This window comes from Sphingopyxis sp. (assembly GCF_025869345.1).
In the GTDB taxonomy this organism is placed as follows: Bacteria; Pseudomonadota; Alphaproteobacteria; order Sphingomonadales; family Sphingomonadaceae; genus Sphingopyxis.
Genome location: NZ_JAOZVW010000071.1, coordinates 21,964 through 45,482, shown reverse-complemented (window position 1 = coordinate 45,482; position 23,519 = coordinate 21,964). Strand labels below are relative to the sequence as shown.

The window sequence follows — 23,519 nt, the reverse complement described above, 5'->3', positions numbered from 1 at the left end:
GCTTCGCTCGCAATGACGGAGGATATGGAAAAGCCGCCGAAGCGATGGGCTTCGGCGGCTTTCGTTTGTCAGACCGGCTGCAATCTCACGCTGGCGGCGGCGCGCCCTTGAAGCTCTCGGTGCCCGCCCAGCCGCGTTCGGAGACGTCGACCATGACATTCTCCGGCCCTGCCATCTTGTACTCGGCATTGTCCTTCGCCGGATTCTTGCCGAGACCCTGCGCCAGGTTGACGTCGTGGCGCGGGGCGTAGCCCGAATTTTCGAAGCGCTCGACGACGTCGGCAATGTCGTCGCACTGGAAGCCGATGTGGTGGAGGCCGGTATAGCCCTCGGGGAACTCCATCCCCGCGGCGGGGCGGTTCTTGAAGCAGAGCAGGGCGATGTTGATGTGGCCGTCGGTGACGTAATAGCCGCGCGCGTTGCGGCTGTCGATCTTGCCGGCGACGGTCCAGCCGAGGACGTCGGTGAAGAAGCCGACCGAATTGTCGGGGTCGGCGGAGGCGATCGCCACATGGCGGAGGCGGGTGGTCATCGAGGAGCCTTTCTATGTTCCGATACGAATGGGGCTGACGAGGTCGTTCAGCACCGCGACGATGCTTTGCGCGGTGATGCGGCCGGTGCCGGGATTCTCGTCGGTCGGGATATTTTGAATCCCGAGTTCGAGCCGCGCGCTGTCCGAATCGACGAGGATGCGGTGGGTGTTGCGCGTCAGCGCCGGGTCGGCCCAGATTTCGAGCCGGGTGCGTTCGGGGCCGACGCCCGCGAGGCCCAGCGCCGCCGCGACATTGACGTTGGCGGGAAAGGCGATCGCGCCTTCGCGCGCATTGCCCTCGAAAATCTTGAGCGGCTCGGTGATCGCGGTCAGGTCGATGGCGTTGCGCACGACATGCTCGGCCTTGATCAGCGACTTGACCGGCTTGCGCGTCACCATCGTCACCGAATGGATCGTGCCGATCGCCGCCGCGCGCACCGCGTCGAGCCCGAGCAGCGCGCCGGTCGCGAGGATCAGGCGACCACCGTGCGCGCGGGCGAGGTCGGCCGCTTCGGGCCATTGCATCAGCGCCGCGCCGCTGACCGTCACCAGCGTCTTGCCCGCGCGTAGCGTCGCCTCCGCAATCTCGCGGAACGCGGCGGTCGGCGCGCTGTCGACGATCACGTCGGACAGGGCGACCAGCTCATCGGTGTCGACGATCGGGACGGGACGCTTCAGCTTTGCCATTGCCGCTTCTGCGCGCGCGCGGTCGCCCGCCGACACCGCCGCCAGAGTCAGCGGCAGGTCGCTTGCTTCGATATGGCGCGCGACGACGCGACCGATGGTGCCGAACCCGGCGATGCCAATGCTCTTCATATTCGCCGCGCTACGGCGTCGCTGTTATATGCGATAATATCGATTGTCCGGCCCGCTATCTCCGAACGGATATAGGGGCGCCGATCGGCCAGCTATGTATTTTTGGTTATAGGCGGCCGCATTTTCTATCTTTGACTGCATATCGTCCGCCCCGCACAAGCAGGACAGCATTTTTGGGGGAGCCATGCAGGCGCTTTTGAAACCGGAACGGGAACCAGTCGCGGCGGTGTGGATGCCGATCCGGGCCTGCGGGTGAGATGCGATGGCCGGTGCCTCCCTCGATCGTCGCGCCGCGCTGGCGGCGCTCGGCGCCGGTCTCGCATTCGGCTGCGCCGCGCCCGGCTTCGCACGCCATTTTGAGAAGGAAGATCGACGCATGACCCGCTTTGCCCTTGCCACCCGCGCGACGCCCGAGGGCGCGCGCCCGACGATCCGGGTCGGCGATGCCTTCCACGACCTGCACGCCGCCGCCGATGCGCATGGCTTCGCGGCGGTGGCGGGCGACGTCAGCGCGATCATCCGCGACTGGGACGCGCGGCGCGAGGGGCTGTTCGCGCTCGCCCGCGCGCTCGACGGAACGGCCGGCGGAATCGAGGCGCCCGCGCTCGCGGCGCCCTTCGAGCCGCGCCGCATCTTCGCCGCCGCGTCGAACTTCATCGAACATGCCGACGAGATGAAGACCAAGCTCGCCGCCAAGGCCGAGAGCGAACCTTATATCTTCCTGAAAACGGTCGAGAGCGTCGTGGGGCCGAACGAGACGGTCGTGGTGCCCCCGCAGGTCTCGCGCCCCGACTGGGAGGTCGAACTCGGCGTCGTCCTCGGCCGCGCGGGCAAGCATGTCGCCGCCGCCGACGCGCACGACCTGATCGCGGGCTATACGATCGTCAACGACGTGTCGGCGCGCGACCGCACGCGGCGCAGCGACTTTCCCTTCTCGCACGACTGGTTCCGCGGCAAGAGCTTCGACAGCTTCACGCCGCTCGGCCCGGTGTTCGTGCCGCGCGACTGCCTCGGCGATCCGCATGACATCCGCCTCGGCCTCAAGGTCAATGGCGAGGCGATGCAGGACGGCAATACGTCGGAGATGATCTTCAACATCTATGAGCAGATCGCCTATCTCTCGACGATCCTCGAACTCAGGGCGGGCGACCTGATCGCTTCGGGCACCCCCGCCGGGGTCGGCATGGGGCGCGGCGTCTTCCTGAAGGACGGCGACGTGATGGATGCCTGGGTCGAAGGCATCGGCGAGCTTCGCAATCCCGTCTCGGCGCCGCACCTGCCGCGCGCATGACGCCGAAGACCGCCTTTTCGCGCCGCGCGCTGATCGTGCCCCTGCTCGTCGTCGCGGCGATCGCCGCGCTGACGCTGTGGAGCGCGTTCGGCGGCAATGCGCCGCAGGCCGCGAAGCAGGCGGAGGGCGCTCGAACCGTCCGTTTCAACATGGCGTGGCTGCCGCAGGGCAGTATGGCGGGCCTCTTCGTCGCGATCGACAAAGGCTATTTCGCCGATGCGGGGCTGAACGTCGAGCCGGTGCGCGGCTTCGGCGGGATGCGCACCGCGAACGAGCTCGACCAGGGCATGTTCGAATTCGCCTATATCGATCCGCTGTCGGTCGCGCTGGCCCGCGCCAAGGGCGGCAAGGTGCGGATGATCGGCGGCATCAACATGCGGCTTCCCGCCGGCGCCTGCTTCGTCAAGGAACGGCATCGTGTTACCAGGCCCGCCGACCTCGCGGGCCTGCGCTTCGGCGCCGGGCAAAGTTCGATGATCCAGGCGCTGCTCCCGGCATGGCTCAAGGATAATGGCGTCGACCCCGCGCGCGTCGAGCAGATTCAGCTCGACCCGGCGATTGTCGTCTCCTCGCTCGTCGAGGGGCGGATCGACGCCGCCGAATGCTGGCTCGGCAATTCGCTGGCGCTGTTCGACAAGGCGGCGAAGGCGAAGGGGGTGACGATCGGGCGCATCGCCTATGCCGATTTCGGCCTCGACGTTTACGGCAGCGGTTTCGCGACGCAGGATGCGCTGATCGAGAAGCAGCCCGATCTGGTGCGCGCTTTCCTGAAGGCCGCCTATCGCGGCTATGCCGACGCGGCGCGCGATCCCAAGGGCGCGCTCAGGGTCATCCGCAAGGCCTATCCGTTGCTCGACGAGGCGGTGACCGAACGTCAGATTCGCGAAACCGCCGACCTGATGGCGGTCGAGGGCGGCTCGCACCGCCTCGCGCCCGAGAAGGTCGAGCGCACCGTCACCACGCTGCAGGCGAGCGGCCAGCTTCGGGGCTTCGACCAGACGCCGCAGCTCTTCACCAACGCCTTCGTTCCGATGGGGAATCAGCCATGACCGATCCCGCCGCCTATCGCCCGCGCCCGACGCGGCTCGGCCACCTTGTGCTCAAGGTGCGCGACATCGACCGCAGCCTCGCCTTCTATACCGAGGTGATCGGGCTCACCGTGTCCGACTGGATCGACCATCATATGGTCTTCCTGCGCGCGGGCGAGGATCACCACGACCTTGCGCTGCTCCAGCTTCCGCCCGGCCATACCGGCATCCCCGAGGGCCATTATCCCGCGGTCGAGCATTTCTCCTACCGCCTCGAGACGATCGAGGAGATGGAGGCGGTCGCGGCGATGCTGATCGCGCGCGGCATCCCGATCGATCGCGGCATCGGCAAGCATGGGCCGGGGGCGAACAGCTTCCTCGTTTTCCGCGATCCCGACGGCAATAATGTCGAATTCTACACCGACATGACGCAGATCACCGCCGACAGCCCCTATGCGCCGTCGGTGTGGGACGGGAAGGACCTCGAAACCTTCGACCGCTGGCATTTGGACCGCTTCCTTGTGCCGCCGCCCGCACGCATTCAGGCGCTGCTCGACAAGGACGGCGGCGCGTGAGCAGGATCGTCAACCGCGATACCGCGATCAGCGCGGGCTTCTTTCTGCTGCTCGGACTGGCGTGGGAATATGGCGTCCGCGCGTCGGGCATCGCGTCCTATCTGTTGCCGCCGCCGAGCGCGATCCTCGGCGAGCTGTGGCAATCGCGCGGGCCGATCCTGTCGCAGAGCCTCGTCACGCTGACCGAGGTGTTCTGGGGCTTTCTGATCGCGGTCGCGCTCGGGGTGCCGATCGCGGCGCTGATCCATTTCTCGCGCACTGCGAAAAGCACCGTCTATCCGCTGTTCGTCGCACTCCAGTCGATCCCCAAGATCGGGCTCGCGCCGCTGATCGTCGTCTGGTTCGGCTATGGCCTCGCGTCGAAGCTGATCATGGCGTTCCTCTTCGCCTTCTTCCCGATCATCATCGCGACGCTCGGCGGGCTCGCGAGCACGCCCGCGCATCTCGAAGAGCATTTCCGCGCGCTGCGCGCCACCCCGATGCAGGCCTTCTGGCGTCTCCGCCTCCCCGCCGCGCTGCCGAGCTTCCTCGACGGTTGCAAGGTCGCGATGCCGCTCGCGGTGATCGGCGCGGTGGTCGGCGAGTTCGTCGGCTCGAACGACGGGCTCGGCAACCTCATCCTCACCGCGTCGGGCTCGGGGCACACGACGCTGACCTTCGCGGCGTTGATCGCGGTGACGATCCTGTCGCTGCTGCTCTTCTATGGCGTCGCCTATTGGGAGCGCTTCATCTGGTGGCGGGCCGCATGAGCGCGGTGATTTCTCTCTCGAACGCCGGCAAGCTGTTCGGCGGCCGTCAGGTGCTGCAGGGCGTCAGCGCCGAGATCGGCGACGCCGAATTCGTCTCGATCCTCGGCCCCTCGGGCTGCGGCAAGAGCACGCTCCTCCGCCTGATCGCCGGGCTCGTCCCGTTCGAGGAGGGCAGCATCCGCTTCGGCGGCGCCGAGGTCACCGCGCCGACCGCCGACATGGGCTTCGTCTTCCAGACCTCGAACCTGTTGCCGTGGCGCAATGTCCGCGACAATCTGCTGCTCGGGGTCGACCTCGACCCGGCGGCGCGGCGCCCCGACGAGGCGGCGATCGCGGCGCTGGTCGAGACGCTCGGCCTCACCGGCTTCGAGGCGAGCTATCCCGGCGAGCTGTCGGGCGGGATGCGCCACCGCGTTGCGATCGGCCAGGCGCTCGCGCGCGGGCCGCGGGTGCTGCTGATGGACGAGCCGTTCGGCGCGCTCGACGCGCTGACCCGCGACCGGCTCAACATGGAACTGCTCCGCATATGGCAGCGCGACCGCAAGACCGTGCTGCTCGTCACCCACAGCATTTCGGAAGCGGTGCTGCTCTCCGACCGCGTGCTCGTGATGTCGGAGCGGCCGGGGACGATTATCGAGGATGTCCGCATCGACCTGCCGCGCCCGCGCGATCCCAGCGCGACGCGCGAGGACCCGGCGTTTGGCGACTATGTCGTGCGGCTCAGCAAATTGATGGGAGTATCGTGATGGACAGCGGGGTTCTGGCGACGGCGGGCGCCGAAATCTGGTGGCAGGCGCAAGGCGAGGGGCCGGCGGTCGTGCTGGCGCACGGCATCGGCGGCAATCATGCGATCTGGTATCGGCAGATCGATGCGCTGGCGCGGTCGAACCGCGTCATCACCTTCGACCATCGCGGTTTCGGCCTGTCGCGCGACCATGACGGGCGAGGGCGCGATGCCTTCGTCGACGATCTGGCCGCGCTGCTCGATCATCTGGGCGTGGAGAAGGCGGCGCTCGTCGGCCAGTCGATGGGCGCGGGCACCTGCATCGGCTTCGCGCGTCGCGCGCCGGAGCGTGTCGCGGCGCTTGCGATCTGCGACAGCCTGCACGGCATCGCCGAAAGCGCCGAGATAAAAGCGATCATGGACGCCGCGCGCGCGAAGACCGCCGGCCTGTCGCAGATCGAGCGCGTGCTCGGCGCGGGCGCGCCGCGCGAACTGGCGGCGCTCTATAGCCAGATCGCGAGCTTCAACGCCGCCGATCGTCACAGCCTGGCGGGCCGTTTCGAGGCGCGCCCGGCGGCCGAGCTCGGCGGCAAGGGGTTCCCGATCCTCTTCCTCTGCGGGGTCGAGGACGCGCTTTTCCCGATCGAGGCGGTGCGCCTCGCGCAGGCCGACGTCGCGGGCTCCTTCCTCGTCGAGGTCAACGACGCGGGCCATTCGGCCTTCCTCGAAGCGCCCACCCAGTTCAACGACACCATCTTGTCGCTGCTACAGATGGCGGGCCATGTCGGCAAGGCCGGCCCCGCGCACAGCAATGCCGCGGGCTATGTCGCGGTCGGAGGGGCGGCATGAGCGCCTATCCCTTCGCTGAACGCCCGGTGCTGAACTATGTGGGCGGCACCTTCGTCGAGGGCGACGGCTGGTTCGACAATGTGAACCCGGTCGACGGCAGCGTCGCGGGCCGCGTATCGCTGGCGAGCCGCGATCTTGTCGATCGCGCCGTCGCGGCGGGCCGCGCCGCGCTCAAGGGGCCGTGGGGCAGGATGTCGCAGGCCGAGCGCTGCAAGCTGCTCGTCCGCATCGCCGAGGGGATCGAAGCGCGCTTCGACGAATTCGCGGCGGCCGAGATCGCCGATACCGGCAAGTCGCTGCATCAGGCGCGGACGATCGACATTCCGCGCGGCGCCGCCAATTTTCGCGCCTTCGCCGCGCTCGCCGAGGCGCGCGCGATGCCGAGCTTCCGCACCGACCTCCCCGACGGGCGCAGCGCGATCAACTATGCGGTCGCGCGGCCCCTGGGCGTCGTCGCGATCGTGTCGCCGTGGAACCTGCCGCTGCTGCTGATGACGTGGAAGGTCGCGCCCGCGCTCGCCTGCGGCAATGTCGTCGTCGTCAAGCCGAGCGAGGAAACCCCTTCGACCGCGACCCTGCTCGCCGAGGTGATGGATGCGGCGGGGGTGCCGCCGGGGGTGTTCAACCTCGTCCACGGTTTCGGCGCTGCATCGACCGGCGAATGGCTGACCGCCAATCCCGATATCGACGCGATCACCTTCACCGGGGAATCGGCGACCGGCGGCGCGATCATGCGCGTCGCGGCAGCAGGCGTGAAACCCGTCTCCTTCGAGCTCGGCGGCAAGAATGCCGCGCTCGTCTTCGCCGACTGCGATTTCGACGAGGCGGTCGCGGGCACGGTGCGCTCGGTCTTCTCCAATTGCGGGCAGGTGTGCCTCTGCACCGAGCGCGTTTATGTCGAGCGGCCGATCTTCGATCGTTTCGTGAAAGCGCTGGCCGAACGCGCCGAGGCGTTGACGGTGGGCGACCCGTGGTCGGGCGCCGATATGGGGCCGCTGATCTCGCACGGGCACCGCGAGAAGGTGCTGTCCTATTATGCGCTCGCGCGCGACGAGGGCGCGACGGTGGTGACGGGCGGCGGGGTACCCGAATTGGGCGGCGCGCTGGCGGGCGGGGCGTTCGTCCAGCCGACGATCCTCACCGGGCTCGGGCAGGACGCCCGCTGCGTGCGCGAGGAGATATTCGGCCCCGTCTGCCACATCGCGCCCTTCGACAGCGAAGAGGAGGCGGTCGAGCTTGCCAACGATACCGACTATGGCCTTGCCGCTGCGATCTGGACGCGCGACGTGGGACGCGCGCACCGCGTCGCGGCGCAGATGGAGGTGGGCATCGTCTGGGTCAATGAATGGTTCCTGCGCGACCTCCGCACGCCCTTCGGCGGCATGAAACTGTCGGGGATCGGGCGCGAGGGCGGCGAGCATTCGCTGAATTTCTATTCCGAACCGACCAATATCTGCGTGAAACTGTAAGAGGACATCATGGCCGACATTGCCGCCATCGCCGCAAGGCTCGACACTGCCGCCCGCGAGGCCCGGGCGATCCCGCAGATCACCGGCGAGGCGGGCGACCTGCCGCTGGCCGACGCCTATGAGATCCAGCGCGCGGCGATCGACCATCGCCTTGCGCGCGGCGCTTCGCTCGTCGGCGTGAAGATGGGCTTCACCAGCGAAGCGAAGATGGCGCAGATGGGCCTCAAGGACCAGATATGGGGGCGGCTCACCTCCGACATGGTCGTCGTCAACGGCGGCGCGATCGACCGCGCGCGCTTCATCCATCCGCGCGTCGAGCCCGAGGTCGCGGTGCGGCTGAAGGCGCCGCTGGCGGGCGAGGTGACGCGCGACGAAGCACTCGCGGCGGTCGATGCGGTCGCCGCGGCGCTCGAGGTCATCGACAGCCGCTACGAGAATTTCCGCTTCGCGCTCGGCGACGTGATCGCCGACAATGCCTCATCGTCGGCCTTCGTCACCGGGCCCTGGCTTGCCGCCGGCACCGACGTATCGGACGTCGCGATGACGATGCGCGTCGATGGCGAGGTGGTCGAGACGGGAACGAGCGCCGCGATCCTCGGCGATCCGATCCGCTCGCTCGTCGCCGCGGCGCGGCTTGCGGGCGCGGCGGGCCTCACGCTTCAGCCGGGCTGGACGGTGATGCTCGGCGGCGCGACCGCGGCGGCGGCGATCGGCGATGCGCGCAGCGTCTCGCTCGACGCGGGGCATCTCGGCCGCGTCGGCTTCACGATCGAGGGAGGCGTGGCATGAGCGGCGATAGCGATGGCCGGGTAATCCCCGGCAAGGCGCGCCCGCGCGGCCGCTTTCCGCACTATCGCCGTGCGGGCGATTTCGTCTTCGTCTCGGGCACCAGCTCGCGCCGCGCCGACAACAGCTTCGCGGGCGCCTCGGCCGACCAGTTCGGCACCGTGACGCTCGACATCGCGCAGCAGACGCGCGCGGTGATCGAGAATATCGGCGCGATCCTCGCCGATGCGGGCGGCTCGCTTGCGGACGTCGTCGACGTGACGAGCTTCCTCGTCAACATGAACGATTTCGGCGGCTACAACGCCGTCTATGCCGAATATTTCGACGAAGCCGGGCCCGCGCGCACCACCGTCGCGGTCCACCAGCTTCCCCACCCGCATCTGCTGATCGAGATCAAGGCGACCGCCTTCATCCCGCGCGCGCCGAAAGGATGATGCCATGCTGACCTATGGACTGCCCTTCAACTTCCGCGAATGGATCGAGGATCATCGCGACGTGCTGCAACCCCCGGTCGGCAATGCGCAGATATGGGAGGATGCCGATTTCATCGTCACCGTCGTCGGCGGGCCCAACCAGCGCACCGACTATCATGTCGATCCGCTCGAGGAGTTCTTCTACCAGATCGAGGGCGATATGAACCTGCGCCTGTGGACCGAGGACGGGCCGAAGGACATGCCGATCCGCGCCGGCGACATCTTCCTGCTGCCGCCGAACGTCCCGCACTCGCCGCAGCGCCCCGTCGCGGGCAGCGTCGGCCTCGTCATCGAGCGCAAGCGGCCCGAGGGCGTGACCGACGCCTTCCAATGGTATTGCGACGATTGCGGCCATATCGTCCACCGCGTCGAGGTCCAGCTCCAGAGCATCGTCCGCGACCTGCCGCCTTTGTTCGAGGCCTTTTACGCGAGCGAGGAGCTGCGCACCTGCGGCGAGTGCGGCACGGTCCATCCGGGAAAGCAGCGATGACCGCGACCCACGAAGCCCTCGCGCGCCGTTTGCGCGACGCCTATTCGGGGGGGGCGGTCGAGCCGCTGCGCGACGGACTGGCGCCGACCGATGTTGCGGGCGCCTATGCGGTTCAGACGATCAACACGCGGTTCTGGGAAGCACAGGGCCGCCGCATCGTCGGGCGCAAGGCGGGGCTGACCGCGAAGGCGGTGCAGGCGCAACTCGGGGTCGATCAGCCCGACTTCGGCGTGCTGTTCGACGATATGCGCGTCGCCGATGGCGGGCGGCTGGACCCGGCGCGGGCAATCCAGCCCAAGGCGGAGGCCGAGATCGCCTTCATCCTCGGCGCCGATCTGCCCGACGCCGATACGAGCGCCGAACAGGTCGCGGCGGCGGTGGCGTCGGTCCACGCCGCGATCGAGATCGTCGACAGCCGCATTGCGGACTGGAAAATCACCTTCGCCGACACGGTGGCGGACAACGGCTCGTCGGCCTTCTTCCTGCTCGCCGATGCGGGGCTGCCGCTCGCCGGGCTCGACCTCGAAGGCGCGGCGATGGAGATGCGCGTGAACGATGCGGTCGCCTCGACCGGGGTCGGCGCCGCGGCGCTCGGCAATCCGCTCAACGCCGCCGCCTGGCTGGCGCGGACGCTGGCGGCGCGCGGCGAGCCGCTGAAGGCGGGCGACATCCTGCTGGCAGGCGCGCTCGGGCCGATGGTCGCACTGACGTCCGGCGATCATGTCGAGGCGCGTATCGTCGGCATCGGCGCGTGCAGCTTCACATACAAGGCATAGAGCGATGGCGAAGACCAAAGTGGCGATCATCGGATCGGGCAATATCGGCACCGACCTGATGATCAAGATCATGCGCTTATCCGATGTCCTTGAGATGGCCGCCTTCGTCGGCATCGATCCCGAGAGCGACGGCCTCAAGCGCGCTGCGCGGCTCGGCGTGCCGATCACCGCCGAAGGGCTGGACGGGCTGATCACTATGCCCGGCTTTGCCGACATTGCCATCGTCTTCGACGCGACCTCGGCGGGCGCACACAAACGGCACAGCGAGGTGTTGATCGCGCACGGCAAGCGCGTCGTCGATCTGACCCCGGCGGCGATCGGTCCCTACACGATCCCGCCGGTCAACGGCGATGCGCACCTCGATGCGGCGAACGTCAACATGGTGACCTGCGGCGGGCAGGCGACGATCCCGATCGTCGCGGCGGTGAACCGGATCGCGAAGGTGCATTATGGCGAGATCGTCGCGTCGATCGCCTCGAAGAGCGCGGGCCCCGGCACGCGCGCCAATATCGACGAGTTCACCGAGACGACGAGCCGCGCGATCACCGAGGTCGGCGGCGCGACGCGCGGCAAGGCGATCATCGTCCTTAACCCCGCCGAGCCGCCGCTGATCATGCGCGACACCGTCTATTGCCTGTGCGAGGACGGCGACCGCGCGGCGATCGCGCGGAGCGTCGCGGATATGGTCGCCGAGGTGCAGAGCTACGTTCCCGGCTACCGCCTCAAGCAGGCGGTGCAGTTCGAGAGCATCGGCGGCAACGCCCCCTTGCGCATTCCCGAGATGGGCGGGAGCTTCACGGGGCTCAAGGTCAGCGTCTTCCTCGAGGTCGAGGGCGCGGCGCATTATCTGCCGGCTTACGCGGGCAATCTCGACATCATGACCTCCGCCGCGCTCAAGACCGCCGAGAAGATCGCCGAAAGGATGGCCGCATGAGCTTCGATCCGACCACGACCAAGCTTTATATTCAGGACGTGACGCTGCGCGACGGGATGCACGCGATCCGTCACCAGTACGGCCTCGATCATGTGAAGGCGATCGCCAGGGCGCTCGACGCCGCGAAGGTCGATGCGATCGAGGTGTCGCATGGCGACGGCCTGCAAGGGTCGAGCTTCAACTACGGCTTCGGCGCGCACACCGACTGGGACTGGATCGGCGCGGTCGCCGAGGTGCTGGAACATAGCGTCCTGACCACGCTGCTTCTCCCCGGGATCGGGACGATCCACGACCTTAGACATGCCTATGAGATGGGCGTCCGCTCGGTCCGCATCGCGACGCATTGCACCGAGGCCGATGTCGCGAAGCAGCATATCGAGTTCGCGCGCGGGCTGGGCATGGACGTCGCGGGCTTTTTGATGATGAGCCATATGTCGGAGCCCGAGGCCCTTGCGAGCCAAGCGAAGCTGATGGAAGATTATGGCGCACGCTGCGTCTATGTCACCGACAGCGGCGGTGCGCTGACGATGGACGGCTATGCGGCGCGCCTCCAGGCGTACGACCGGGTGCTGAAGCCCGAGACAGAGCGCGGCGTCCACGCGCACCACAACCTCAGCCTCGGCGTCGCGAACAGCATCGTCGCGGTGCAGAATGGCGCGGTCCGCGTCGACGCCAGCCTCGCCGGGATGGGCGCGGGGGCGGGCAATGCACCGCTGGAGGTGTTCATCGCCGCCGCCGACGTTCACGGCTGGAACCATGGCTGCGATCTGTTCGCGCTGATGGACGCCGCCGAGGACCTCGTGCGCCCGCTTCAGGACCGGCCCGTCCGCGTCGACCGCGAGACGCTGACGCTCGGCTATGCCGGGGTCTATTCCAGCTTCCTTCGCCACGCGGAGAAAGCTGCCGCCGAGCACGGCCTCGACACCCGCGCCATCCTCGTCGAACTCGGCCGCCGCAAAATGGTCGGCGGGCAGGAGGATATGATCACAGATGTCGCGCTCGATATGGCGAGCGGCCGATAGGGTCCTACATCCGCCGGTTGCTGCGCATCGCGAAGCTCGACATGATCCGCGAGACGCCGGGCAGGCGCGAAAGCACGTCGCGGTGGAAGGCGCCATAGGCGTCGATGCCTTCGATCTGCACCCGCAGGACATAATCGCCGCTTCCCGACATCAGATACCATTCCTGGATCTCGGCATGGTCGCGCACCGCCTTTTCGAAGCGGACGAGATATTCCTCGGTCTGCCGCTCCAGCTCGATCTGGACGATCGCGGTCGTCCCTTCGTGCGGGGCGGCGTGCGAGACGATCGCGGCATAGCCGCGGATCACTCCCGACTGTTCGAGCAGGCGCACGCGGCGCAGGCAGGCCGAGGGCGACAGCCCGACCTCGCTCGCGAGCGCCTGGTTGGTGATCCGCGCGTCGAGCCGCAGGCGGTTGAGGATGCGCCGGTCGATGGCGTCGAGAGACTGCATATTTTGCGATACTTTCGCATATTATTCGAATCGATACACCGATTATGCCGGTTTCTACTCCGGATAGACGACAAATTGGAAGAGTCTTTGCCTATCTCCGGTTCCGGGAGATAGGGATCATGTCGCAAATCCTGTCGTCGAGCATCCTTCGGATCGACCTCGACGCGATCCGCGCCAATTATCGAACGATCGCAGAGCGCGTCGCGCCGGCGCGCGCCGGCGCGGTGGTCAAGGCCAACGGCTATGGCCTCGGCGCCGAACGCGTGGCGGCGGCGCTGTATCTCGAGGGATGCCGGACCTTCTTCGTCGCGCGGCTCGTCGAGGCCGACGCCTTGCGCGCGGTGCTGGACGCCGATGCCGGTATCTTCGTGCTGAATGGCCTCGACCCCGGCGCCGAACCGCGCTGCGCCGACGTGGGCCATATTCCGGTTCTCAATTCATCTTCGCAGGTTGCGGCGTGGCGCGGGCTCGCGGCGGCGCGGGGGGTGGCGCTTCCGGCGGCGCTGCAACTTGACAGCGGCATGTCGCGCCTCGGCCTTCCGCTCGCCGATGCCGAGCGGCTGGCGCGCGATGCCGCTTTCGCGGACGAGATCGACCTGCGCCTCGTGATGAGCCATCTCGCGTGCGGCGACGAGCCCGATCATCCCGGCAATACGGCCCAGCTTGCGGCCTTCGCCGCGGGACGCGCACTGTTTCCGGGCGTCCCGGCCTCGCTCGCCAACAGCGGCGGATCGTTCCTGCCCGAGGATTTTCATGGCGATATCGTCCGCCCCGGCGTGGCGCTGTTCGGCGTCGATCCCGGGCCAGCGGCGACAGGCCTGCGGCCCGTCGCGACATTGCACGCCCGCGTCCTGCAAATCCGCGAGATCGAGGCGGGCACCGGCGTCGGCTATGGGCTCGACCATGTCGCGCGCGACCGGCAGCGGCTGGCGACGATCGGCATCGGCTATGCCGACGGCTGGCCGCGCAACCTCGGCTGCGTCGGCCGCGCCTGGTGGAACGGCGTGCCGCTGCCGATCGTGGGGCGCGTGTCGATGGACAGCCTGACGATCGACATCAGTGACCCGCGCGCCGCGACGCTTGCCGAAGGCGATCTCGTCGAACTGATCGGACCGTCGCAGTCGCTCGCCGACGTCGCCCGCGACGCGGGGACGATCCCCTATGAAATTTTGACCCGTCTTGGATCGCGCCATGCGCGGATTTTCGTCGAGGACGGTCCATCGCTCGATGTAGGAGACAGGGCATGAAGGTCGTGGTTCTCGGCGCCGGAGTCATCGGCGTCACATCGGCCTATTATCTGGCCGAGGCCGGACACGAGGTCGTGCTGATCGACCGCCAGCCGGGGCCGGGGCTCGAAACCAGCTTTGCCAATGCGGGCGAGATCTCGCCCGGCTATGCCTCGCCCTGGGCGGCGCCGGGCATTCCGGTCAAGGCGCTGCGCTGGCTGTTCATGCATCATGCGCCGCTGATCCTGAAGCTGCGTTTCGATCCCGCGATGCTGCGCTGGATCTTCGCGATGCTGCGCAACTGCACGGCCGGGCGCTATGCCCTCAACAAGAGCCGCATGGTCCGCCTTGCAGAGTATAGCCGCGACGAGCTTGTCGCGCTGCGGACGAGGCTGGGGATCGCCTATGACCATCGCTCGCAGGGGACGCTTCAGCTTTTCCGCACCCAAAAGCAGTTCGACGACAGCGCGAGCGATATCGCGGTCCTGAAGGATTATGGGGTCGCCTATGAGCTGCTGGAGCGCGACGGCTGCGTCGGCGCGGAGCCGGGGCTCGCGGCGACGCAGGACCGCTTCGTCGGCGGCCTGCGGCTGCCCGGCGACGAGACGGGCGACTGCCACCTCTTCACCCGCGCGCTCGCGGATCGCCTGCCGGCGATGGGCGTCGAAATCCTCTACGACACCGCGATCGAAGCGCTCGAAAGCGAGGGTGGGCGGATCGCCGGGGTGCGGACCGACCGCGGGACGATCCGCGGCGACGCCTATCTGGCGGCGCTGGCGAGCTTTTCGCCGGGGCTGCTGCGTCCGCTCGGGCTCGACGTGCCGATCTATCCGGTCAAGGGCTATTCAGTCACTGTCCCGATCGCCGACGACAGCCGCGCGCCGGTGTCGACGCTGCTCGACGAAAGCTACAAGATCGCGATCACCCGGCTGGGCGACCGCATCCGCGTCGGCGGCATGGCCGAACTGTCGGGGTTCAACCGCGCGCTTTCGCCGCGCCGCGAAGAGACGCTGCTGCACTCGCTGAACGACCTGTTTCCGGGCGCCGCCGTCCCGGGCGCGGAGACGAATTTCTGGAGCGGGCTGCGGCCGATGACCCCCGACAGCACGCCGATCATCGGCGCGACCCGGGTGCCCAATCTTTTTCTGAATGTCGGCCATGGCACATTGGGCTGGACGATGGCATGCGGCTCCGGGCGCCTGATCGCCAGCCTGATCGGCGGAACGCCGCCGCCGATCGACCATGCGGACCTGGCCCTTTCGCGCTATGCGCGCTGACCGTTTCAAACGAAGGAGAAGGAAGAGTGACCATCGAACGCCTGCATAGCGGCCCGCGCATGAGCCAGGCCGTGATCCACAACGGCATCGTCCATCTTGCGGGCCAGATCGGCGCGCCCGGCGAGGATGCGACGGCGCAAACGCGCGCCGTGCTCGCGTCGATCGACACGCTGCTCGCCGAAGCGGGAACCAGCCGCGACCGCCTGCTCACCGCCACGATCTGGCTCGCCGACATGGGTGACTTCGCGGCGATGAACGCCGTCTGGGAGGAATGGCTTGGCGGCGCCAATGCGCCGACCCGCGCCACCGGCGAATTGCGCCTCGCGACCGATGCGTACAAGGTCGAGATCATCGTGACTGCTGCGCTGCCCTGATAGTTCAAGCCCGGCGGGCGAGGCGTGCGACGGCGCGTCTCGCCTCAGCCCGGCGTGCCGGCGACCGCTTCGAGCAGCCGGCGAAATCCCTGCGCCGCGGCAATGGTGGCGGGAACGTCGAGACAGCGTTCGTCATCGTCGGCGACATGGTGATAGCGGTGGATTCCGAAAACCCCGGCCGCCGGGGCATAGCCGGCCTTGATGACCTCATCGAGCTCGCCCGCCGACAGAAGTTTGCTCGAAACCGGGGCTTCATAGCCGAGCTGGCCCGCGAAAACGGCGCGCGCCAGTGGGAGCAGCGCCGGCGAGATCGACAGGAAGCGCTGGCTGTCGACGCTGGGCAGCGGGGTCAGATGGCCCCCGAGGTCGTGCCAGTCGCGTGCCGCGACATTGGCGCCGATATGCAGCCAGAAACGCGTCGCGGCGGGCGGCGGCGCGATTTGCTTCATGGCCTCGGCGGCGCCGAGATATTCATATTCATGGCCGGTGTTGCAAATGAGGGCGAGGTCGTGATCGGGCAGCGCTTGCGGCGCCCAGCGCGCGAGGTCGAGCCACGCGGCGACGCCCGGCCCGCGTTCGGCGGCGCAGCCGAACCAGCCCGACCGCGGCGTTGAGATCGCCAGCCAGCGGCCCTTGCCGCGATCGATCCGGCCGACGAAGTTGAAGGCCGGGCGCGTGCCGCCCCGGCCGTCGATCGTCAGCCTCGCCTCGCTGCCCTGCATCGCGGCCGCGAGGAAGGGATCGGCGTCCTCGGGAGCGATCAGCGCCACCGGCCCCGCGAACATCGGCTTGCGGCCGTCGGCGTTGAGCGCGATCAGCTTGCCCGTCGGGCCGTTGGTGATCGCCACCGCGGCTTTCGCGCCACCGGCGAAGGCCGCTTCGATCGGTCCGCGCGCCGCCTTGGCGAGCATCGACGACCAGCGTGCGTGCGGCAGATCGACGAGCGCGATCGCGCCTTGCAGCGAGGCGGCGGCGCGGCCGCGCGGATCGACGCGCACCAGCGGCCCCGAAACGCCGACGGGGCCGGTCGGGATGACGACGGGCTGCGGATGGATCGCGGCCGTTCGCCGCTCGCACGCCAGTTCGGCGGTCGCGGCGTCGAACCAGGGGGCCGCGAAATCCTGTCGCTCGACGGCATAGCCCGCGCGCTTGAGCTCATCCGCCAGCCAGGCGCCGCACGCCATGTCGCCGGGGCCGCCGGCGCGCTTGTTGCCGAAACCGACATAGCGCAGCAGGTCCGCCTCGATCGCGCCGCTTGCGGGGGAGGCGGCGGCCCGAACCCCGGCGCCTGCCAGCGGCAGCAGCGCGCCCGCGCCCAGAAATCTTCGCCTGCTGCTGTCGATCATCATCCTGCCTCTCGCCCCTTCGGGGCCAGCATGGCGCGATCGATTTGCATTGGTCAACCCGCCATGCGACGGTAACGGCACCAGCAGAACAGGGGAGAAGAAAGTGCGGCGGATGGCGCGACTGGCGACGGGGATCATGGCCGGCCTGCTCGCGGGCTGCGCGCCCGTCGCGGCCGAGGCGTCTTCGCCGCCCGCACCACGCGCGGCGCCCGATCAGGACGCCGCGATGCAGGAACTGCTCGATTATGTGCGCGGTCAGCGCAGCACCGGCTTCCTCGTCGTGCGCGGCGGGCGGACACTGGTCGAGGAGAATTGGCCGGCGCCCGACGACCGGACCTTTTCGATCTTCCTTTACGGCAAGACCGCGAGCGGCGCGCTGCTAGAGGATGTCGCATCGCAGCAGAAGAGCTTCATCGCGGTGCTCGTCGGCGTCGCGGTCGACAAGGGCCTGATCGACGTCGACCGGCCGGTCGGCGATTATCTCGGCGCTGGCTGGTCGAAAGCCTCGCCCGCGCAGGAAAAGCAGATCCGGGTGATCAACATCCTGCAGATGAATTCGGGACTCGACGAGAAATTCGGCTATGTCGCGCCACCCGGAACGCAATTCTTCTACAACACCGCGGTGTATGCGGTCTCCAAGCGCATCCTGACCGCGGCGAGCAAGCTGCCGCTCGACCAGTTGACGCGCGACTGGCTGACCGTGCCCGCCGGCATGACCGAGACGGCGTGGCGAGAGCGGCCGGCAGCGCTCGCCAACGTCGGCAATGCCACCGGACTCGTCACCTCGCCGCGCGATACCGCGCGCTTCGGGCAAATGATCCTGAACGGCGGCGTCGCCAAAAACGGCATGCGCATCGTGTCGAAGGCCGGGCTGAGCGCGATGTTCGAGCGCTCGCCGACCAATCCCGCCTATGGGCGGCTCTGGTGGCTCAACGGCGGCGCCTATGCGGTTCGCGCGACCGAGGGACGCCGGGCCGGGCCGCTGATCGCCGCGGCGCCCGCCGATCTGGTCGGCGCCTTCGGCTTTCTCGACCGGCGGCTCTATGTGGTGCCGAGCCTCGATCTGGTCGTCGTCCGCACCGGCGCCGATGCGCCCGACGCCGATTTCGATCAGCAGCTCTGGCTGCGCCTGATGCGCGTGATCGGCTGAGCTTTTCCCGAAAGCGCTTGACCCGCCGCGACGGACGCGGTTGGAGCGCTGGCCATGGTCCGCCTGCGCAAATCCGCTCTCGTGATCGCCGCTGCCCGCCAGCGGCGGCGGCTGCGCGAAAGCGAAGCGGCCTTCATCCTGCTCGCGGCGGTCGCGGGGCTGGCGGCGGGCGTGCTGACCAATGTCCAGCAGCTCATCGCGCACGGAATCCAGAGCCTGCTCTATGGCGTGACGATCAACCGGCTGAGCGCGCTCGGCATGATCCATCATCCGTGGAAGCTGCTGGCGCTGCCAATCGGCGGGGCGATGCTGATGCTCCTTGCGCGCGGGCTGCGCAACCGGCGGCGCCTTCCCGTCGACGTGGTCGAGGCCAATGCGCTGCATGGCGGGCGGATTCCGTTCGCCGACAATTTGGTCATCGCGTCGCAAACGATCATCTCGAACGGAGTGGGCGCCTCGGTGGGGCTGGAGGCCGCTTATGCCCAGATGGGCGGCGGCGTCGCATCGCAGATCGGGCAATGGTTCACGCTGCGCCGGGGCGACCTGCGCACATTGGTCGGCGCAGGCGCGGGCGGGGCGATCGGCGCCGCCTTCGGCGCGCCGCTGACCGGCGCTTTCTATGCCTTCGAGATCGTGATCGGCAATTACACCCCGGCCGCGATCGCGCCGGTGATGGCCGCGGCTTTGTCCGCGGTATTCGTGAGCCGCGCGCTGGGGGCCGATCCCTATCTGATCGCGACGACGGCGGGGCGAGCCTTTTCGGTGTCCGATTATCTGCTCTATGCGCTGCTCGGCCTGCTCTGCGCGCTGTTCGGTATGCTGATCATGCGCCTTGTCGCCTTCACCGAGCTGCGCGTCCATGGCTGGCGGCGCATCGCCGGATGGAAGCCGGTCGTCGGCGGGCTGCTCCTCATTCCGCTGGCGATGCTGTCGCCGCAGACGCTGTCGGCGGGGCATGGCGCGCTCCATCTCGATCTGGTGCTGCGCCCGGCGCTGAGCTTTCTGGCGATCGTCCTGCTGCTCAAGATCGCGGCGTCGGTCATTTCGCTCAGCTTCGGCTTTCGCGGCGGGCTGTTCTTCGCCTCGCTTTTCCTGGGGTCGCTGATCGGACAGATTTTCGCGGGCCTCGTCAATCTAAGCCCGCTGGGAGCCTTCATCGATCCGAACGACGCCGCGCTCGTCGGCATGGCGGCGCTTTCGGTCTCGATCGTCGGCGGGCCGATGACGCTGGCGGTGCTGATGCTCGAGACGACGCACGACTTCGCTCTGATGGGCGTTGTGCTCACCGCGACGCTGGTGTCCAGCGCCTTCACGCGCGAGATGTTCGGCTATTCCTTCTCGACCTGGCGGCTTCACCTGCGCGGCTCGACCATCCGCAGCCCGCGCGACATCGGACGGCTGATGACGCTGACCGCCGGGCGTATCATGCGGACCGACTGGACCGCGGTGAGCCAGGATATGACCGTCGCCGAATTCCGGGACCGCGTGCCCCTGGGCAAGACCGCCAAGGTCATCCTGATCGACGCCGATGGCCATTATCGCGGAATCGTGCCGACCGCCGCGGCCTTTCATCCCGACCTCGACGGCGCGTCGGCGGTCGCGGGGCTGGCGACCCGGTCGGGCATCGTTTTGCGCCGGGCGATGGACATCCGGTCGGTGCTGAAGCTGTTCGATGAGGCATCGGCGGACGAACTCGTCGTGATCGACGACGACGAGCAGGTGATCGGCGTGGTGACCGAGCGACATGCCCGCCGCCGCTACTTCGAGGAACTCGAAACCTCGCAGCGCGAGCTGTTCGGCGAGAGCGGCTAGGGCCGGCTCACGGCGCGGCCACCCGCGCTTGCGACGAGGCGCGGGCAACGATGCCATATTCCCCGGCTTTGCGCCGCCGGCAGAGCAGGATGTAAAGAAACGTCGAGCGCGGCCACAGTGCGACGACGCGGCCGGTGAGATCCTGATACCAGCTTTGGCAGCCGCCCCGCGCCCAGACACTGGTGCGCAGCCGGCGCTGGGTGTCGCGGTCGAAGGCGGCGGCGCGCGCGGCGGACACCTCGATCGCGGCTGCGCCCGAGCGTCGCATCCAGCGCAGCGCCCGGATGATATGCTCGGCCTGCGCCTCGATCATCAGGATCTGCGAATTATGCCCGAGCCCGGTGTTGGGACCGAGCATCAGGAAGAAGTTCGGGAAAGCCGGAACCGACAGGCCCAGATAGGCGGCGGGGCCGTCCCGCCAAGCCTCGGCGAGCCGCGCGCCCCCCACTCCCCGAATATCGAGCCGTTTCAGCGACTCGACGACCTGAAAGCCGGTTCCGAAGATGATCGTATCGGCCGTGACGCGCTCGCCGCTCGCGGTCACGACCTGATTATGCTCGACCCGCGCGATGCCGCCGGTGTTGACCGAAACATTCGGGGCGGCGAGCGCCGGATAATAGTCGTTGGAGAGCAATGTGCGCTTGCAGCCGAGATCATAGGCCGGCGTCACGGCGGTGCGAAGCGCCTCATCGGGGATCGCGCGGGCGATGATCCGTTCGCCGTGCCGGCGCGCGAGACGGCGCAGCCGCTTCCCGCCGGTAAAGACCAGCAGCTGCGCTTCGTGCAGCCAATAGAGGCTCGCACGCAGCAGTCGCCGGTAGCCGGGCAGATGGCGGAGCGCGGCGCGTTGCAGCGCCCCGATCGGCCGGTCGAATTTCGGCAGCACCCACGGGGCGGTGCGCTGGAATAGAGTAAGCGACCGCGCCCGTTTCGCCAGCTCGGGCACGAACTGGATCGCGCTGGCGCCGGTTCCGACGACTGCGATGCGCCGCCCGGCCGCATCGAAATCGGCCGGCCATTCGGCGGAGTGAAAGACCGCCCCGGGGAAGGTTTCGATCCCTGCGATGGCGGGCTTCTCGGGCACATGCAGCGCCCCGATCGCCGAGACGAGCACCGCGGCCTTGAACAGTCGTCCGTCGCGCGTCCGCACCCGCCAAAGCGATTCGCCGGCGTCCCATTCGGCGTCGGCGAAGGCGGTATTCAGCCGCAGGTGCGGGCCGAGATCGAAGTGGCGCGCGACCTCCTCCAGATAGGCGAACAGTTCGGGCTGGGTCGGATAATAGCGCGACCAGTCGGGCCGCGGCCCGAACGAGAGCGAATAGAGATGCGAGGGAATGTCGCAGGCGCACCCCGGATAGCGATTGTCGCGCCAGGTGCCGCCGACGCTGTCGCCCTTTTCAAGGATGACGAAATCCCGCTGCCCCTCGCGAACGAGCCGCGCGCCGAGGCAAAGTCCGCTGAACCCCGCACCGACGATCAGCACCTCGACGCGGTCTTCGGGTTCGATGGGAGTCACGAGGCTTGCCCCCCGCGCACCATCGACCCGACATGCTCGCGCATGCCGCCCATCAGGGCGCGCAGCACATGCCCGTATCGGGCGGGGACGATGCGCGCGAGCAGGTCGCCGAAAACGGCGTCGCCGCCGATCAGCAGGCGCGGTTTTCCTTTTTCGACGGCGCGGACGATCAGGGCAGCGGCGCGATCGGGCTCCATCCGCAGCAGCTTTCCGAACGCCGCCGTTGCCGCCTGGGCGCGGCCGGGGTCGATCGCGCCCGCGATCTCCGCATTGCGCGCGATCGCGGTGCGGACGCCGCCCGGATGGATCGCGGTGACCTTGATCCCGATCCCGGCAAGCTCGTGCCGCAGCGCTTCGGTGAAACCGCGCACCGCGAACTTGCTGGTCACATAGGGAAGCTGGCCGGGCGGCGCGATCAGGCCGAACAGGCTGGAGAGGTTGGCGATCCGGGCATCGGGGCCGAGGTGCGGCAGAAAGGCTTTGGTCATCGCCAGCACGCCGCCGAAATTGACCGCCATCACCCGGTCGAACTCGTCGAGGCTGAGCTGGTCGAAGCGCCCCATGGCGGCGATGCCGGCGTTGTTGATGAGGATGTCGACATGCGCGATGCCGTCGCTGCCCAATATCTCGGCGGGCAGCCCCGCGACGGCCGCGCGGTCGGTCACGTCGACTCCGTGGAGGCTCGACACCGCCGTTCCCAGCGGCGCCGCAACCAGTTCGAGCATCGTCCGGTCGCGGTCCACCAGCACTAACCGGCATCCGCGCGCGGCGAGATGGCTCGCCAGCGCGGCGCCGATGCCGCTCGCGGCGCCGGTCAGGACGACGGTGCGCCCCGCAAGATCGTAACGCATCAGGCGGCGGCCAGCCCGTATTTCGCCTCGGTCGCGGTCAGCAGGTCGCGGTCGTCATGGTCCCAGGGATGAAAGCCCGGCCGGTAATATTGCAGATAGGGAAAGAAGCAGCGGCGGAGCACGCCGGGCTTGCCCAGCAGATATTTGGCGGTCCGCCACCAGGTCGCGGGCGTGTTGATGCGGTCCTCGCGATAGAGCGAGGCCATATTGGCGCCGATCGTCCAGAAAAAGAGCAGCGTGCTCGCGACCATCGTGACGGTGCGCAGAAGGTAGCGCCGCGGCGACGACCAGTTTCGCGTCGCGACCATCATCGTGTCGAAGGCGACCGCCTTGTGCTCGAGCTCCTCCATCGCGTGCCAGCTCCACATGCGCTTCGCCTCGTCGGGCGCGCCGGCGAGGTCGGTGCTGTCCGCTTCGAGCAGCGCGTGGGCGAGGATCGCGGTGAAATGTTCGAGCGCGCAGGTCGCCGCGAGCTGCCGTATCTTTGCATTGCGCTTGCCGAGCGCGATGACGCGCTGCGTCCGCGCCTCGAGCCTGGCGATGTCGTAACCGGCGTCGGTGGCGAGCGCGTTGAATTCGCGATGCTCGCGGCTGTGCACCGCTTCCTGGCCGACGAAATCCTTGATCTGCGAGCGCAGCGGCTCGCTGGTCAGGTGGCGATATTCGCGCACGCTGTCCATGAAGAATTTCTCGCCATCGGGGAAGGTCGCCGACAGCGCGTTGAAAAAGGCGGTCGCGACCGGATCGCCGCCATGCCACCAGCGCCGGCTTCGCGCGTTGCCATCGAACCGGAAGCGGAGGTTGCGGATGGTGATCGACAGGTCGTCGGGGCTCTTGGATGAAAGGCGTTTTTCGAGGGTCATGGGTTCGACTCCGTTTTGACAATGATGTCAAAATAGGAAGAGTTATACATCGATGTCAATATAAAAGTGCCAGGGGCGCCCAAGGGGCGTGCGGGAATCTCCTGCCTCGCCCTTTCCGTCATGCTGAACTCGTTTCAGC

General features: G+C 68.1%; 25 protein-coding genes. 18 read left to right on the top strand and 7 right to left on the bottom strand.

Features of this window, described 5'->3' with window-relative positions; genetic code table 11:
* Nucleotides 1-85 precede the first annotated feature (85 nt).
* Both OJI97_RS07880 and OJI97_RS07875 read right to left on the bottom strand, forming a co-directional pair.
* Nucleotides 86-532: a VOC family protein gene (locus tag OJI97_RS07880; protein ID WP_257548346.1), complete on the bottom strand. Its 447-nt coding sequence runs from the start codon at nt 530-532 to the stop codon at nt 86-88.
* A 12-nt stretch (nt 533-544) separates the two neighbouring features.
* The gene (locus OJI97_RS07875; protein WP_297662509.1) at nt 545-1,348 is read right to left on the bottom strand and encodes an aspartate dehydrogenase; all 804 of its coding nucleotides are present in this window, start codon (nt 1,346-1,348) and stop codon (nt 545-547) included.
* Between the two features lie 262 nt (nt 1,349-1,610).
* Between OJI97_RS07875 and OJI97_RS07870 the strand changes: the two genes are divergently transcribed.
* From OJI97_RS07870 to dmpG, 13 genes are read left to right on the top strand one after another with little or no spacing between them, the layout of a single operon-like run.
* A complete protein-coding gene (locus OJI97_RS07870) occupies nt 1,611-2,639 on the top strand; it encodes a fumarylacetoacetate hydrolase family protein (RefSeq protein WP_297662508.1) in 1,029 nt (342 codons plus the stop codon).
* Nucleotides 2,636-3,688 carry an ABC transporter substrate-binding protein gene (locus tag OJI97_RS07865; protein WP_297662507.1) on the top strand — a complete coding sequence of 351 codons (1,053 nt, stop codon included), beginning with the start codon at nt 2,636-2,638 and terminating at the stop codon, nt 3,686-3,688. The genes OJI97_RS07870 and OJI97_RS07865 overlap by 4 nt, the downstream gene beginning before the upstream one ends.
* Nucleotides 3,685-4,242, top strand: a complete 558-nt coding sequence (locus tag OJI97_RS07860) for a VOC family protein (protein WP_297662506.1) — start codon at nt 3,685-3,687, stop codon at nt 4,240-4,242. The genes OJI97_RS07865 and OJI97_RS07860 overlap by 4 nt, the downstream gene beginning before the upstream one ends.
* Nucleotides 4,239-4,991, top strand: coding sequence for an ABC transporter permease (locus OJI97_RS07855; protein ID WP_297662505.1), 753 nt, complete (start codon nt 4,239-4,241; stop codon nt 4,989-4,991). Before OJI97_RS07860 ends, OJI97_RS07855 begins: the two co-directional genes overlap by 4 nt.
* Nucleotides 4,988-5,737: an ABC transporter ATP-binding protein gene (locus OJI97_RS07850; RefSeq protein WP_297662504.1), complete on the top strand. Its 750-nt coding sequence runs from the start codon at nt 4,988-4,990 to the stop codon at nt 5,735-5,737. Before OJI97_RS07855 ends, OJI97_RS07850 begins: the two co-directional genes overlap by 4 nt.
* The gene (locus OJI97_RS07845; RefSeq protein ID WP_297662503.1) at nt 5,737-6,564 is read left to right on the top strand and encodes an alpha/beta fold hydrolase; all 828 of its coding nucleotides are present in this window, start codon (nt 5,737-5,739) and stop codon (nt 6,562-6,564) included. Before OJI97_RS07850 ends, OJI97_RS07845 begins: the two co-directional genes overlap by 1 nt.
* Complete coding sequence (locus tag OJI97_RS07840; protein WP_297662502.1) at nt 6,561-8,033, top strand: 2-hydroxymuconic semialdehyde dehydrogenase; 1,473 nt, start codon at nt 6,561-6,563, stop codon at nt 8,031-8,033. Before OJI97_RS07845 ends, OJI97_RS07840 begins: the two co-directional genes overlap by 4 nt.
* A 9-nt stretch (nt 8,034-8,042) precedes the next feature.
* Nucleotides 8,043-8,822 (top strand): fumarylacetoacetate hydrolase family protein, encoded by a 780-nt coding sequence (locus OJI97_RS07835; RefSeq protein ID WP_297662501.1) that lies wholly within the window; start codon nt 8,043-8,045, stop codon nt 8,820-8,822.
* Entirely contained in the window at nt 8,819-9,253 is a 435-nt protein-coding gene (locus OJI97_RS07830; RefSeq protein ID WP_297662500.1) for a RidA family protein, read from the top strand. Before OJI97_RS07835 ends, OJI97_RS07830 begins: the two co-directional genes overlap by 4 nt.
* A 4-nt stretch (nt 9,254-9,257) precedes the next feature.
* Nucleotides 9,258-9,782 (top strand): 3-hydroxyanthranilate 3,4-dioxygenase, encoded by a 525-nt coding sequence (locus tag OJI97_RS07825; protein WP_297662499.1) that lies wholly within the window; start codon nt 9,258-9,260, stop codon nt 9,780-9,782.
* Nucleotides 9,779-10,558, top strand: coding sequence for a fumarylacetoacetate hydrolase family protein (locus OJI97_RS07820; RefSeq protein WP_297662498.1), 780 nt, complete (start codon nt 9,779-9,781; stop codon nt 10,556-10,558). The genes OJI97_RS07825 and OJI97_RS07820 overlap by 4 nt, the downstream gene beginning before the upstream one ends.
* 4 nt (nt 10,559-10,562) lie before the next feature.
* Complete coding sequence (locus tag OJI97_RS07815) at nt 10,563-11,492, top strand: acetaldehyde dehydrogenase (acetylating) (RefSeq protein ID WP_297662497.1); 930 nt, start codon at nt 10,563-10,565, stop codon at nt 11,490-11,492.
* Nucleotides 11,489-12,514, top strand: coding sequence for a 4-hydroxy-2-oxovalerate aldolase (dmpG, locus tag OJI97_RS07810; protein WP_297662496.1), 1,026 nt, complete (start codon nt 11,489-11,491; stop codon nt 12,512-12,514). The genes OJI97_RS07815 and dmpG overlap by 4 nt, the downstream gene beginning before the upstream one ends.
* Nucleotides 12,515-12,518: 4 nt before the next feature.
* Here the strand turns inward: dmpG and OJI97_RS07805 are convergent, their stop codons facing one another.
* On the bottom strand, nt 12,519-12,965 hold the full coding sequence (locus OJI97_RS07805; protein ID WP_297662495.1) for an Lrp/AsnC family transcriptional regulator: 447 nt from the start codon (nt 12,963-12,965) through the stop codon (nt 12,519-12,521).
* A gap of 119 nt (nt 12,966-13,084) precedes the next feature.
* Between OJI97_RS07805 and alr the strand changes: the two genes are divergently transcribed.
* From alr to OJI97_RS07790, 3 genes are read left to right on the top strand one after another with little or no spacing between them, the layout of a single operon-like run.
* Nucleotides 13,085-14,212: an alanine racemase gene (gene alr, locus OJI97_RS07800; protein ID WP_297662494.1), complete on the top strand. Its 1,128-nt coding sequence runs from the start codon at nt 13,085-13,087 to the stop codon at nt 14,210-14,212.
* A complete protein-coding gene (locus OJI97_RS07795; RefSeq protein WP_297662493.1) occupies nt 14,209-15,468 on the top strand; it encodes a D-amino acid dehydrogenase in 1,260 nt (419 codons plus the stop codon). The genes alr and OJI97_RS07795 overlap by 4 nt, the downstream gene beginning before the upstream one ends.
* A gap of 26 nt (nt 15,469-15,494) precedes the next feature.
* Nucleotides 15,495-15,842: a RidA family protein gene (locus tag OJI97_RS07790; RefSeq protein ID WP_297662492.1), complete on the top strand. Its 348-nt coding sequence runs from the start codon at nt 15,495-15,497 to the stop codon at nt 15,840-15,842.
* Nucleotides 15,843-15,886: 44 nt separating this feature from the next.
* On the opposite strand, the gene OJI97_RS07785 is transcribed toward OJI97_RS07790, so the two are convergent.
* Nucleotides 15,887-17,191: a hypothetical protein gene (locus OJI97_RS07785; protein WP_297662491.1), complete on the bottom strand. Its 1,305-nt coding sequence runs from the start codon at nt 17,189-17,191 to the stop codon at nt 15,887-15,889.
* Nucleotides 17,192-17,300: 109 nt separating this feature from the next.
* Between OJI97_RS07785 and OJI97_RS07780 the strand changes: the two genes are divergently transcribed.
* Together OJI97_RS07780 and OJI97_RS07775 are read left to right on the top strand one after the other, a co-directional pair.
* Nucleotides 17,301-18,338, top strand: coding sequence for a serine hydrolase (locus OJI97_RS07780; protein WP_297662490.1), 1,038 nt, complete (start codon nt 17,301-17,303; stop codon nt 18,336-18,338).
* Between the two features lie 54 nt (nt 18,339-18,392).
* Nucleotides 18,393-20,150, top strand: a complete 1,758-nt coding sequence (locus OJI97_RS07775; protein ID WP_297662489.1) for a chloride channel protein — start codon at nt 18,393-18,395, stop codon at nt 20,148-20,150.
* Between the two features lie 7 nt (nt 20,151-20,157).
* Here the strand turns inward: OJI97_RS07775 and OJI97_RS07770 are convergent, their stop codons facing one another.
* The 3 genes from OJI97_RS07770 to OJI97_RS07760 are packed head-to-tail and all read right to left on the bottom strand — an operon-like array spanning nt 20,158 to nt 23,380.
* Nucleotides 20,158-21,666 carry an NAD(P)/FAD-dependent oxidoreductase gene (locus OJI97_RS07770; protein ID WP_297662488.1) on the bottom strand — a complete coding sequence of 503 codons (1,509 nt, stop codon included), beginning with the start codon at nt 21,664-21,666 and terminating at the stop codon, nt 20,158-20,160.
* Nucleotides 21,663-22,517: an SDR family oxidoreductase gene (locus tag OJI97_RS07765; protein WP_297662487.1), complete on the bottom strand. Its 855-nt coding sequence runs from the start codon at nt 22,515-22,517 to the stop codon at nt 21,663-21,665. Before OJI97_RS07765 ends, OJI97_RS07770 begins: the two co-directional genes overlap by 4 nt.
* Nucleotides 22,517-23,380, bottom strand: a complete 864-nt coding sequence (locus OJI97_RS07760; RefSeq protein WP_297662486.1) for a metal-dependent hydrolase — start codon at nt 23,378-23,380, stop codon at nt 22,517-22,519. The genes OJI97_RS07765 and OJI97_RS07760 overlap by 1 nt, the downstream gene beginning before the upstream one ends.
* Nucleotides 23,381-23,519: the final 139 nt, after the last annotated feature.

Coding starts and splice junctions, on each gene's coding strand:
- OJI97_RS07880 (WP_257548346.1), bottom strand. CDS start 532: ATGACCACCCGCCTCCGCCATGTGGCGATCGCCTCCGCCGACCCCGAC.
- OJI97_RS07875 (WP_297662509.1), bottom strand. CDS start 1,348: ATGAAGAGCATTGGCATCGCCGGGTTCGGCACCATCGGTCGCGTCGTC.
- OJI97_RS07870 (WP_297662508.1), top strand. CDS start 1,611: ATGGCCGGTGCCTCCCTCGATCGTCGCGCCGCGCTGGCGGCGCTCGGC.
- OJI97_RS07865 (WP_297662507.1), top strand. CDS start 2,636: ATGACGCCGAAGACCGCCTTTTCGCGCCGCGCGCTGATCGTGCCCCTG.
- OJI97_RS07860 (WP_297662506.1), top strand. CDS start 3,685: ATGACCGATCCCGCCGCCTATCGCCCGCGCCCGACGCGGCTCGGCCAC.
- OJI97_RS07850 (WP_297662504.1), top strand. CDS start 4,988: ATGAGCGCGGTGATTTCTCTCTCGAACGCCGGCAAGCTGTTCGGCGGC.
- OJI97_RS07845 (WP_297662503.1), top strand. CDS start 5,737: ATGGACAGCGGGGTTCTGGCGACGGCGGGCGCCGAAATCTGGTGGCAG.
- OJI97_RS07840 (WP_297662502.1), top strand. CDS start 6,561: ATGAGCGCCTATCCCTTCGCTGAACGCCCGGTGCTGAACTATGTGGGC.
- OJI97_RS07835 (WP_297662501.1), top strand. CDS start 8,043: ATGGCCGACATTGCCGCCATCGCCGCAAGGCTCGACACTGCCGCCCGC.
- OJI97_RS07830 (WP_297662500.1), top strand. CDS start 8,819: ATGAGCGGCGATAGCGATGGCCGGGTAATCCCCGGCAAGGCGCGCCCG.
- OJI97_RS07825 (WP_297662499.1), top strand. CDS start 9,258: ATGCTGACCTATGGACTGCCCTTCAACTTCCGCGAATGGATCGAGGAT.
- OJI97_RS07820 (WP_297662498.1), top strand. CDS start 9,779: ATGACCGCGACCCACGAAGCCCTCGCGCGCCGTTTGCGCGACGCCTAT.
- OJI97_RS07815 (WP_297662497.1), top strand. CDS start 10,563: ATGGCGAAGACCAAAGTGGCGATCATCGGATCGGGCAATATCGGCACC.
- dmpG (WP_297662496.1), top strand. CDS start 11,489: ATGAGCTTCGATCCGACCACGACCAAGCTTTATATTCAGGACGTGACG.
- OJI97_RS07805 (WP_297662495.1), bottom strand. CDS start 12,965: ATGCAGTCTCTCGACGCCATCGACCGGCGCATCCTCAACCGCCTGCGG.
- alr (WP_297662494.1), top strand. CDS start 13,085: ATGTCGCAAATCCTGTCGTCGAGCATCCTTCGGATCGACCTCGACGCG.
- OJI97_RS07795 (WP_297662493.1), top strand. CDS start 14,209: ATGAAGGTCGTGGTTCTCGGCGCCGGAGTCATCGGCGTCACATCGGCC.
- OJI97_RS07785 (WP_297662491.1), bottom strand. CDS start 17,191: ATGATGATCGACAGCAGCAGGCGAAGATTTCTGGGCGCGGGCGCGCTG.
- OJI97_RS07780 (WP_297662490.1), top strand. CDS start 17,301: ATGGCGCGACTGGCGACGGGGATCATGGCCGGCCTGCTCGCGGGCTGC.
- OJI97_RS07775 (WP_297662489.1), top strand. CDS start 18,393: ATGGTCCGCCTGCGCAAATCCGCTCTCGTGATCGCCGCTGCCCGCCAG.
- OJI97_RS07765 (WP_297662487.1), bottom strand. CDS start 22,517: ATGCGTTACGATCTTGCGGGGCGCACCGTCGTCCTGACCGGCGCCGCG.
- OJI97_RS07760 (WP_297662486.1), bottom strand. CDS start 23,380: ATGACCCTCGAAAAACGCCTTTCATCCAAGAGCCCCGACGACCTGTCG.